The organism is Brevibacillus sp. SKDU10 (assembly GCF_001645205.1).
GTDB classification, from domain to species: domain Bacteria; phylum Bacillota; class Bacilli; order Brevibacillales; family Brevibacillaceae; genus Brevibacillus_B; species Brevibacillus_B halotolerans.
In genome coordinates, this window is sequence record NZ_LSSO01000156.1 from 19,195 (window position 1) to 30,472 (window position 11,278).

Consider the following 11,278-nt stretch of genomic DNA (forward strand, 5'->3'; position numbering starts at 1 on the left):
GGCTCGTGCCTATGTTTACACTTGGACAACGGGTAATTATCACAGCAGATTCCTTTGAACAATCGTTGCCTATTGGAGAACATGCCTATCTTATTGGCCGCGATCGCAACCCGGATTCGGCTTTTGACTGGTTGATTCGTGTCCCAAAATATGATCGGCATTTTCCTGTAACGGATAAAGATATTGCTTTAGAAGAGACCATTTGGGCGGAAGCAGCTGAGCGAGCGCAGCAAGAAGCTTTGCTTGACTTTGCCTTGGCTACAAAAAATGAAGCTTTGTTTCGAAAAGTGGTAGGTCTTGCTGACGAAGAGCCTGAACAAGGGGCGACAAAGGAATCACCTGAGGAATTTATTCGTAAGGTAAATATCAAAGCTTGGATATAGGTAACGATCAGAATGATTTCCCCGTAGGGCCTAATGAAAAGGAGGCTTGGGGAGATCATTTTGTATTTTATCTGCCTTCATTGCAGGAATTGCAGGGTGATAACAAGAAGTCTGTTAGAGAAGCGATCGATTTTTTAAAAACTAGGTGACGAAGCTTATATCGCCATGGAAAGAGAGGCCTTTTAGCCATGTCAGATTTTATCGAATTTCAAAATGAAGATGGACAGAGTATGCAGTTATCCCGTGAGGATTTTCAAAATACAATAATTCCGAAGTATATGGAGCTTTACTGGAATGATAATGAAAAATTACGAGAGTTCGCTATGGAGCTGGTGCGTCAGGAATTTCCTGAGCAGGCTTCTAAAGCAGCGGATCGCTTATTGGAATTATACGGTCCAATTGAACCAGCAATGATATTCCGTTCCATTGTACATATGCAATTAGGGGAATTTCCACAAGCTCAGAAGCTATTGCACGAAACGATTGATCAATACCCAGAATCGGCTACCGCCCATCTTAATCTAGCTCGCCTGTATGCTCATGGAGGAGAGGAGCATACAGCAGGCTTACTGTTGCAAAAGTCATTGCTTATTGATCCAAACCAAGACAATGCATTAGAATGGCTGACCACTTCCTTTATGGAAGCAGGTAAGAAAGAGGAGCTATATCAATATTTAACCGAGCTTGGTAATCGCGAAGGTGCATGGCGCCCGCATTATGTGTTAGCCCTAGTCGCTTTAAAGGAAGGCGACCTGTTGACTGCTATGAATATGTTTAAAGAAACACTAGAGAAAGTAAACGGTCATGAAGAAATTGTTATGAACGTGACAGGGGAACTTGGACAAGCAGGGTACGTTTATCAGCTTATCCAGATTAGCGAGCAATATTGGAAGCCAAGCTTTGAACGACCATATGCAGGCTTTAACTATATCAATGCGCTGTTACAAACAGATGAGACAAAAAAAGCGATTGATGTCTTAAAAGAATTAGTAGAACATACGAGTGAAGAATTTAAGCCAGCGGTACAAGAATATGTGGACAGATTGCCACAGGAACTTCTGGAAGCACACCAAGCAGAAGAGAAAAATTCAGTAGCCACCAATGGAGAAACGAAGAAGTCTTGGTGGAAAATTTGGTAATTAGCAAAAGACACGTATAAAAAAGAGACAAGGCGCTATTTTCCTTTTAGGAAGATGGGGTCTTGTTTTTTTGTTTGTAACGGTGTTCGGAGTATAAACAGTTTATTGACGATATCCTCTAGTAACCAGAACAAAAAGATGATAAAATGCAATTAAATATTTGATAATGATTATCATTTTTAATGATGGGCATATCTTTCGTGAAATGAATCTACAAATGTAGAGATAAATGCTAACGAAAAGGCTACCTGTTATAACGAATACAGATATAAAACTGCACAATACCATCAGATCAATAAACGATCGAGGAGGAACATACTCATGACAGAATCAATGCAGACGTTGGCAACACTAATTACGTCCAGAAGAACTGTACGCCAAACCGAAAACACTCCCATTCCGCTGGAGACGATCTATAAAATTTTAGAGCAGGCAGCATATGCTCCTTTTCATAGCGAAGTAGAGCCTTGGGCAGTCAAAATTGCTTCAACTGAGCAAGAAAAAAAGTTTTTTTTCCAATGTGTCTTTAATAGCTACGAACGAATTGGGATTTTTGAATCTCATACGGATGAGAAAAAAGAAAAGGTGAGAGAGTCATATCGAGAATACTTTGAAAGTACACCGATTTCAATGCTGATAGCAACAGATGTATTTGATCATGAGAAAAAGGATTTTGAAGCAGTTGGGGCTACGTGTGCCTTTATTCAAAACATCCAATTGCTATGCTGGGAGCAGAACATTGGGGCTGTATGGCGGACCAATCCTTATATTTTTGACCCAGAATTTACAAAGGAAATCGGTTTTCGTTCCAACCAAAGAATTGTAGGTTCTCTTCATTTAGGCTATCCACAGCAGGTGCCTAAAGTTAAAGAACGCCGATCATTAGATCAATGGGTGTCGAGTATTCAAGTAGGAGCGAAATAAGAGGCCAGACGATCGCAATATCAACATTCCATGTACCACCAGCGTGTGGCGATGGAATGTTTTTTTGTAAAGTGAAGATAAAAAATATAAGTAGATTTGCATAAGCTTGTGATTTGAAATAGGGCAGGATATACTTAATTTGTTTCCTAGGAAACAAAAATACAAAAGAAAAGGAGAAGTGGATACATGATTACACAACAAATTGTCGGGAAACTGCAAAAGCTACTGCACCAACATGAAGAAAACCTGAAGCAAAGACGTACTGGCTTATTGAACTCGATTCGAGATTTAGACAGGCTGACAGGAGAGCTGACTTTATCTGAACTGCATGTAATCGCTTGTATAGGAAAACAGGGCCAAGTAAATGTAACAGCTATTTCACAAGAGATGGATATGACTCGTGGAGCGATTTCTAAGATTAGTACGAAGCTTTTGCAAAGAGGTTATTTAGTAAAAAAACAAAGAGCTGATAATCAAAAGGAGGTTCATTTTCAGTTAACACCGATGGGTGATGAAATTTATCGTTTACATGAGGAGCTACATGAACAGGCAGAGAGGAGAATCGAGAGGTTTTTACAAAAATACTCCAGCTCTGAACTTGCTTTTATTGATCGTTTGCTCAGCGATGCCATTGCTGAACATAAAAACAAGCAGGCAGAATAGGTAATCGTAAATTGGTTAGGAGGAAAGAGAGAATGAAGCCAAAAGTGATTTTGTATACCTTAGCCATCAGCGCGTTAGTAGGATCGCTGTCTCAAAACATCTACACGCCGATCTTACAGCAAATGCAGGAGCAATTACATACATCACCGTACTTAATCAATCTAAGTATTTCTGTGTTCACCATCGCTCTAGCTGTCATGCAAATCGTGTATGGACCCTTTATTGATAGTGTCGGACGCAGGGCTGTGTTGCTACCTAGTCTGCTTCTCTATGTGATAGCTTCTGTGGGATGCGCCTTTGCCGAAAGCATTTTTGGGTTTTTATTCTATCGTGTATTACAAGGAATCGGAGTAGCCGCAATTCCTGTGATAGCAGCTACGGTTATTGGAGATATATTTGAAGGATCGCATAGAGCTCAGGCTATGAGCAGCTATCAGATGCTTCTGTCCCTAGCATCGGTAATCGGGCCATTATTAGGCGGGTTTATTGGAGGACAGAGTGGATTTACGGGTATTTTCTCCTTTTTAGGTGTAACGGGTCTCGTTATGTTTCTTGCTAGCTTAGTCTTTGTACCAGAAACGAAACCAACAAAGGGAATCGTACGAACATTTCAACTACAGGCTTATGGAAAAGTACTTGTTCACCCGATTGGGCGGCTCGTACTGTTGCTTGGCTTTGCTCAGTTCTATTTGTTTTACAGTGTATTGGTGTTTTTACCACATGTGCTCCAGAACACATATGGGTTATCTGCCCAGCAAACAGGGCTTGCTTTTTTACCATTGTCCCTTTGCTTGATGGCAGGGAGCTTTGTAAGTGGAAGATTGAAAAAGAAACAGCAGAAAAGAAGTGAACAAAAATTGGTGTTCACTTGCTTTTTACATCTGATAGCGGTCGTCATTTTTACACTGACCGCAAATATTTCTATAGGATGGCTCTTGTTTAGCTTATCTTTATACGGTTTTAGTGGCGGTTATGCCATGCCAATCCAAAGTACGTTACTAACGGAGCTCTTTGTAGCAGAGCGAGCAACAGCGATTGGCTTCTACAATTTTATTCGTTATGTCGGCATGGCGGCAGGACCGATTATCGGTAGCTTCTTGTATCAAGGGGGACAATTTGTTTTGACATTTGGAGTAGGAGCTACAGGATTTGCAATTGTCATTTTATTTGCAAGGAACATGATTAGAATACGTGAAAAACAGCTTTTGCAATAGCTGGTGCCGTTTAAAAGCTTTCTTACGTCAAAACAACATTATTACTTAGGAAAGGTCATCCAAGGGACGTGGGTGACTTTTTTTGTTATCCAACAGACTACGAGATAAACGTAACGCCATAGTAGAGCGTTATGTCTGAGTGTAAAAAATAGTGTAATGATTTTGATTGTGCTGGATCAAATAAACGAAACAAATCAAGAGAGGATGATTTAGATGAAAAAACATACGCTTATAGCAGCAAGTATGTTGGCATTAATATTATCAGCCATATCCCCATTTTCACCCATGCTGGCTAATGGAGTCAAGGCAGCGGATGGCAAAACTCAGCAATCGTTAACTCTAGAGCAGGTAATTGCAGACATAAATAAAAAAACGCCGATCTCTAGCTATACGGAGGCAACATTTACGACACAGAATCGGCTTATAGAAAACAGTCCTAAAACGGCTACAACGAATTATAAATGGTGGGACAATACAATAAATAATCAGTTGCGAATGGAAACTACTAAGGATGGTAAGACGAGTTTTTATGTTAGTAAGGGAGGGAAGTCGACTAGTTATCAGGAAGAAAGTATGGAATGAAATAAACAAGAGGCCGAAAGAAGCCAGCGTTATATCCTCAAAGAAATACATGAAAACATACCCATCTAATAAAAAATGACTCTGACGTTCAATCAGGGTTATTTTTTTATGCCCTAGCACTTGTGAACGTTACAGTTAGAGATGCAAAAGTAAACGATTTGATGCATTTTGATCATTGTCGTATATTGACGAAATTTGTATAATAAGCGTACCTTTTCAAACTTGTTATCTTTCAATTCTATGGTAGAAAGAAGTAATGTTATCAATCTAACATTTGATTGAATAACCTGAAGATGAATAATAAATGATCAGAAAAAGCTCTTTCCAAAGCAAAAGAGCTTTTTAAGCCTTGTTCGCCATAATGAGCCAAATGAATCATGTAGAAAAAGATTCATAGAGTGGACAGGTTTGGTTAGGTTTGATTACTGAGGATTCTATATAACTGTAAAAGGGGAGATGATCTATGTTTTTTAAGTCAGTACAAGCTAACGAGCTTACTGCATTCGTAGAGGAAAGCCGGAAATTACGCAAAATGGTTGAAATGAATGACTTTTCCACTGAGTTTCAGTCGTCTACAGATAGCCCAGAAGCAAAGGAATTTGCTGAAAATCTGAATGCTATTCTACGAACGATGCAAAGCTTTAGAGAAAATGTAGCCGTTCGACTTGAATTAGTAACGGAAGCCATTGAAGTGGGCTTATGGGATATGAATGTGGTAGCAGGTGATCCTGTAAATCCTCAGAATACGTTTACCTGGACGAATGAATTCCGCAGAATGCTGGGCTATCGGGATGAAACAGATTTTCCTAACGTTCTTCATAGCTGGGCATCAAAACTGCATCCAGATGATCATGACCAGGTTCTAGAAGCTTTTGAAAAGCATCTATTGGATCACTCAGGAAAAACTCCTTATGATGTGGAGTATCGTTTATTATTAAAAAACGGTGAATATCGCTGGTTCCGAGCTACTGGGGCAACGGTCCGAGATGCTGATGGCGTTCCTTTACGGGTAGCAGGTGCCTTATTTGATATACATGATAAAAAAATGAAAGAACAAGAATTAGAATCCTTGGTAGAACGGTATGATCTTATCAATCGTGTTCTAGTGGAAGCTCCTTGGGATATGACCGTTGTTGAGGGCGATGTTATTAATCCAAATAATGAATTTTGGTGGTCACCTCAATTTCGAAGAGCTCTTGGATTTAAAGATGAAACAGATTTCCCAAATGTGATGAGTAGCTGGAGCAGCAGACTTCACCCAGAGGATGAAAAACGAACATTAGAAGCCTTTGCTAATCACTTGAATGATTATAGCGGGAAAACTCCATTTGATATTGATTATCGACTACGCTTAAAAAATGGTGAATATCGTTGGTATCATGCTAGCGGTGAAACGATTCGAAGTCGCACTGGTATTCCATTGCGAGTAGCTGGGACCATACGGGATGTTACCCTTGAAAAAAACAAAGAGCAGGTCGTACGTGAAATGACCTCTCAAATGAAGCATCTGTCAGACTCTATTAGCGATATGGTTAAAGGTGTCAATTCAATAACCAATCAAGCTCAGGAGCTTGCTGTTGCGCAGGATCAATCAACTGAAGCGGCCAATAAAGCAAAGGGTAGTGCAGATGAAACCAAAAATATTTCAAAGTTTATTAAAGAAATTGCTGAGCAGACGAATTTGCTAGGCTTAAATGCAGCCATCGAAGCAGCACGTGCAGGTGAGCAGGGGCGAGGTTTTGGAATTGTCGCAGATGAGGTAAGAAAGCTAGCTGTACATAGCGCAAATGCTACTGTAAACATTGAAAGCAGTTTGAATGAAATGAAGGAACTCATTGAAACCATTCTATTGCATATTGGAAAAATGAATACTCTTACACAGACTCAGGCGGCCTTGACAGAGCAAGTAAACTCATCAATGGATGAGATTAATAAAATGTCACAGTCCCTAGTAGATTTTACTAAAACATTATAAGCTACTTATATCGCACTATGGAGCTTACTAGAATCTATACCAGCAAGCAGCCGGGCATCCAGTAACATGGTTGTGTCCCGGTTGCTTATTTCTATGCAGGTAGGATGTACGATGAACAAAGTTTTTTAATTCCGTTGCTTTAGGTATTCCTCAAGTTGAATAGATATGTACATCAACACTCCCACAAGTGCCCCAACCATCGCACCATCCAAGAAAAAGCCGATAGCTCCCCCAACTAAAGCAAACGTCATTACCTTTGTACCCATCATAGTAGTATCTCCTTTTTTACTAGAGTTGAAGTTTCTATTATATCAATATTTACAACAATTTTTATATACAAAAAAATCGGCTTTTCATCGGATGAGGTGGGCTTTCTTTTACAGTGTTCATGTCATATTCTACGCCACATCTATTTCCTCTTTAGCAGAACTCAATATCTTTATTTTTATCAAGATTAAGAAGAAAGCAAGCAAGGCGAATGTAATTCCGCTCCAAATGAGCTGATGTATTCCCAGTTGAGAGATAAACCAGCCACCAATAGAAGTTCCCAACGTAATTCCAAGATTGGAGAATGAGACAAATAAACTGTTGCCGAATTCAGGAGATTCTTTTGCCTCAGTCATGAGCCATGTTTGGCTGACGATTAGCCCTCCAGAATGTATGATTCCCCAAATGAATACGATAGCCGCCATTGGAATGAAATAAGAACCAAAATAGTAGGCAAGTACGTAAATTGCTATATAGAGAAGAGGAAACGATATCACTGTCTTCGTCATGTTTTTTTGTAATGAAGACCCGAATAAAAAATTGCCAAAAATCATAATTAGGCCAAACACCATCAACATGAAACTAATCCATGAGCCGTTCATGTGTGTTACCTGCCCCAGATATTCAGCAAAATAGCTATATACAGTAAACATAGCTGCAAAGATGCATATGACTGTGGCGATATTTAACCATAGTCCAGGTTTACGTAATATGCTAACCTGCTTTCCATAAGACATCTTTTCTTTAACAGGCATGGAGGGGAGCCAAAATAAAATTCCTGCAAAAGCAATCGCGCTTACAATAGCCCCAAACAGAAAAGCGGCCTCTAACGATAACTGCTCGGCGAGAAAAGAGGTTAAAGGTATACCAAAAGCAAATCCGACAGTTATTCCAGCAAACACCTTTGTGATCGCATGCCCGCTTTTTTCTAAAGGGACAAGTTTGGCTGCGGTTACGAGAGCCACTGAAAAAAAGATGGGATGAAAAATAGCAGGCAGAATACGGAAAGCCAGCATCATCTCGAAACTAGTTGTATAAGCGTAAACAATATTTGAAATCATGAACATAAGGACTGCAGTTAACAGAATTACTTTTCGATTGATGCCAGAAGCAAGCAATGTCAGAAATGGACCTGAAATAGCAACGACTAAAGCAAATATACTTACAAGTACTCCAGCTTGTGAAGTAGTTATGTTAAATCTTTGTGTGATCTGAGGGAGAACACCTACAATACCCATTTCAGTGGTAATAATACCAAATACACCTAAAGCCAGCATCATGATAAGAAGAGGGTTAAGCTTTTTCATGTAAATAAATCTCCATTCTTATTCGTATAGGTAATTTTACATACATAAATCTATATATCTATATATATAGATGTTAAAAACAAAAAAAGAGAAGCCTCCTTTCCTTCTATAGTTCTTTTTGGACGTATTCGGAAAATTCCTGAATGGTCTTTTCGTTTCGTCGATAATAGGTCCATTTCCCGATCCGTTCTGATTCCAACAACCCAGCTTTTTGCATGGTTAACAAGTAACTAGAAATGACTGATTGGGCTAAACCAGATTTTGTTTGGATATCGCCCACACATACACCAATTTGAAAACTCAGCCCTTGTTGAAAATAAGGTCTTTCATCAAAGAATTCCCCTGGATTTTTTAACCATAGTAAGATTTGTCGACGAGTCTCGTTAGTCAGTGCTTTATAAATCAATGAAGGTTCCATAGAGATTATTATATCTATTTTTATAGATTTGTAAATATAAGAGGTGTGCATTGTAATTTTTTTAAGATGGCTGAAAGGAAAAAGCCGCCCCGAATTGGAACGACCTTTTGGCATTGCTATCTATTTAAACTGGCTGGTAAGCCTCTTCTCTAGGTAGCTGACACCTTGGTACATCAAAGCGGCGACGAGAGCAATGACGAAGAGAGATACCATGACCAGGGAAAAATTAAATACCTGAAAGCCGTAAATAATGAGATAGCCTAAGCCTTTTTGAGCAACTAAAAATTCTCCAACAACAACACCTATCCAAGAAAGTCCGACATTTACCTTTAAGGATGAAATAATTGTTGGCATTGTGGCAGGAAATATCACCTTGGCAAACATCTGACTTTTGCTTGCACCAAAGGTCTGCATGACTTTCAGATAGTTAGGATTAACCTCACGGAAGCCGGAATAGATCGTTATGGCGGTAATGATAATCGAAACAGAAAGGGTCGTGGCAATTATGGAGATGACTCCGGGACCTAAACCTACAATGAACAGAGGACCCAATGCTACTTTAGGCATGCTATTTGCGATAATGAAATAGGGCTCCAGCACGCGCGATAAAAATGGGGACCACCAAATCATAATAGCCAGTAAGGTACCAAGGAGAGTTCCGAGTAAGAAGCCAATGATCGTTTCAAGGACGGTTACGCTGGTATGCATCAACAAGCTCATATCAGTCATCTTTTCGATAAACAAGCTCCAGACTCGGCTAGGTGAGCTAAACAATAGGACATCAATCCATTTGAAGAAAGCAGCCAATTCCCATGTGCCTAAAAAAACAAATAAGATGAGAAGCTGGGTGAGAAAAACCAACCATTTTGTACGTGTGACGCCGTGTTTATACTGCTGATGAATGCGATCAATGTTAATCTGCTCCATCAGAACTTCCCTCCATCTCTCTCCACACGTGGTTATACAGATCGGAGAAGCCAGTCAATTGTCGAGCTTGGAACGGCAACGCCTGACGGATTAACTCTGGTATCTTCATTTCTGAACGAATGCGTCCCGGATTTCGATCTAATATGTAGATTCGGTCTCCCATAGCTACAGCTTCTTGTAAATCATGGGTGACTAAAATAGCAGTTTTTTTGTGGCGACGCAAGGTTTCGATAATAAGGTCTTCCAGCTTAAGCTTCGTCTGATGATCCAGAGCGGAGAAGGGTTCATCGAGAAGCAGGATTTCCGGTTGACAGGCAAGAGTTCGGACCAAGGCTACACGCTGTTTCATTCCGCCAGATAATTGCTGTGGAGAAGCTTTGCGAAAATGAATCAGCTCCATTTCTTCCAGTAAATGCAATGCGTATTCTTCATTTGCTCTGCTGCGGATTCCCTGCACTTCTAATCCGAGAAACACATTCTCTTCTATGGTGCGCCAGTTAAATAAATAATCCTGCTGAAGCATATAGCCAACCTTACGAGTCGTTCCTCCTGTCAGCTGACTTTTGTCTACGTATATTTGACCTGCTGTAGGCTTTTCGAGTCCTGCTATGAGTGAAAGCAAGGTGGTTTTTCCGCAACCGCTAGGGCCTACTAAACAGACGAACTCACCTTCCTCCACATGCAAGGAAATGTTGTTTACTGCCATAAATGCGTTGCGTGGTGTTACGTATAGATGTGTGACATCGTTTAGCTCAATTTTTGCCTGAGGAGAAGGGGGCATAGGCTATTTACCTCCTAACGCCTTATTGGCAAATGTTTCATTCACTAGTTTTTCATAGGGTATTGACTGTTTCAGCTCTCCAGCAGTCTTCATAATTTCTAGCAATAATCCCCAGTCAGCTTTTTTTAATAAGGGAGTAGCTGAATAGGAACCCTGTTCCTGATAACGCTGAATAGAACGAGTGAGAATATCTGCTTTTACATCGGAAAAATAGGGAGTAATCACTTTTGCCACTTCCTCGGCAGAATGAGAGTTTACCCATTGCTGCCCTTTATATATGGCGTTAGTGAATTTCTGAATATTCTTCTTGTTATTCTGGATATAGCTTTGTTTGGTCATATAGCTGGTATAAGGAACATTACCACTTTCCTTACCAAAGGAGGCTACTACATGACCAATGCCTTCTTGTTCGAATTGAGATGCTGTTGGTTCAAAGAGTTGTACAAAATCTCCAGTACCCGAAGCGAAGGCGGAAGGGATATTTTTAAATTCAATGTTTTGAAGAACGGTAGCATCCGTTTGGGGATCAATTTTGTTTTTTTTAAGGACAAACTCGCCGACCATTTGAGGCATTCCGCCCTTTCGTTGACCGAGGAATACCTTGCCTTTTACCTGATCCCACGAAAAGTGCTTTGATTTGGACCGGGCGACTAAAAATGTGCCGTCAGTTTGGGTAAGCTGGGGGAAATTACACATAT

The 11,278-nt window shown here is 40.1% G+C and carries 13 protein-coding genes; 7 read left to right on the plus strand and 6 right to left on the minus strand.

Annotated elements, in window-relative coordinates; translation table 11 throughout:
• Positions 1-11 precede the first annotated feature (11 nt).
• The 7 genes from AYJ08_RS12625 (at position 12) to AYJ08_RS24815 (ending at position 6,880) form a co-directional block, all read left to right on the plus strand.
• Positions 12-383 (plus strand): hypothetical protein, encoded by a 372-nt coding sequence (locus AYJ08_RS12625; protein WP_031414177.1) that lies wholly within the window; start codon positions 12-14, stop codon positions 381-383.
• A gap of 188 nt (positions 384-571) precedes the next feature.
• A complete protein-coding gene (locus tag AYJ08_RS12630) occupies positions 572-1,522 on the plus strand; it encodes a tetratricopeptide repeat protein (protein ID WP_064018022.1) in 951 nt (316 codons plus the stop codon).
• Positions 1,523-1,843: 321 nt separating this feature from the next.
• The gene (locus tag AYJ08_RS12635) at positions 1,844-2,446 is read left to right on the plus strand and encodes a nitroreductase family protein (RefSeq protein ID WP_064018023.1); all 603 of its coding nucleotides are present in this window, start codon (positions 1,844-1,846) and stop codon (positions 2,444-2,446) included.
• A gap of 186 nt (positions 2,447-2,632) precedes the next feature.
• Positions 2,633-3,109 (plus strand): MarR family transcriptional regulator, encoded by a 477-nt coding sequence (locus tag AYJ08_RS12640; protein WP_064018024.1) that lies wholly within the window; start codon positions 2,633-2,635, stop codon positions 3,107-3,109.
• A gap of 32 nt (positions 3,110-3,141) precedes the next feature.
• On the plus strand, positions 3,142-4,323 hold the full coding sequence (locus AYJ08_RS12645) for an MFS transporter (RefSeq protein WP_064018025.1): 1,182 nt from the start codon (positions 3,142-3,144) through the stop codon (positions 4,321-4,323).
• Positions 4,324-4,536: 213 nt separating this feature from the next.
• Complete coding sequence (locus AYJ08_RS12650) at positions 4,537-4,905, plus strand: hypothetical protein (RefSeq protein ID WP_064018026.1); 369 nt, start codon at positions 4,537-4,539, stop codon at positions 4,903-4,905.
• A 463-nt stretch (positions 4,906-5,368) separates the two neighbouring features.
• Positions 5,369-6,880 (plus strand): methyl-accepting chemotaxis protein, encoded by a 1,512-nt coding sequence (locus AYJ08_RS24815; RefSeq protein WP_064018027.1) that lies wholly within the window; start codon positions 5,369-5,371, stop codon positions 6,878-6,880.
• 125 nt (positions 6,881-7,005) lie between these two features.
• On the opposite strand, the gene AYJ08_RS23995 is transcribed toward AYJ08_RS24815, so the two are convergent.
• The 6 genes from AYJ08_RS23995 to AYJ08_RS12680 form a co-directional block, all read right to left on the minus strand.
• Positions 7,006-7,149 carry a hypothetical protein gene (locus tag AYJ08_RS23995; protein WP_197490652.1) on the minus strand — a complete coding sequence of 48 codons (144 nt, stop codon included), beginning with the start codon at positions 7,147-7,149 and terminating at the stop codon, positions 7,006-7,008.
• A gap of 129 nt (positions 7,150-7,278) precedes the next feature.
• Positions 7,279-8,454 (minus strand): MFS transporter, encoded by a 1,176-nt coding sequence (locus AYJ08_RS12660; RefSeq protein ID WP_064018028.1) that lies wholly within the window; start codon positions 8,452-8,454, stop codon positions 7,279-7,281.
• 106 nt (positions 8,455-8,560) lie between these two features.
• Positions 8,561-8,872, minus strand: a complete 312-nt coding sequence (locus AYJ08_RS12665) for an ArsR/SmtB family transcription factor (RefSeq protein WP_064018033.1) — start codon at positions 8,870-8,872, stop codon at positions 8,561-8,563.
• A 120-nt stretch (positions 8,873-8,992) separates the two neighbouring features.
• Entirely contained in the window at positions 8,993-9,799 is an 807-nt protein-coding gene (locus tag AYJ08_RS12670) for an ABC transporter permease (protein WP_064018029.1), read from the minus strand.
• Positions 9,786-10,580, minus strand: a complete 795-nt coding sequence (locus tag AYJ08_RS12675) for an ABC transporter ATP-binding protein (protein ID WP_064018030.1) — start codon at positions 10,578-10,580, stop codon at positions 9,786-9,788. Before AYJ08_RS12675 ends, AYJ08_RS12670 begins: the two co-directional genes overlap by 14 nt.
• Positions 10,581-10,583: 3 nt before the next feature.
• Positions 10,584-11,278: ABC transporter substrate-binding protein (locus AYJ08_RS12680; protein ID WP_064018031.1), on the minus strand; the 695-nt coding region annotated here is incomplete at its 5' end.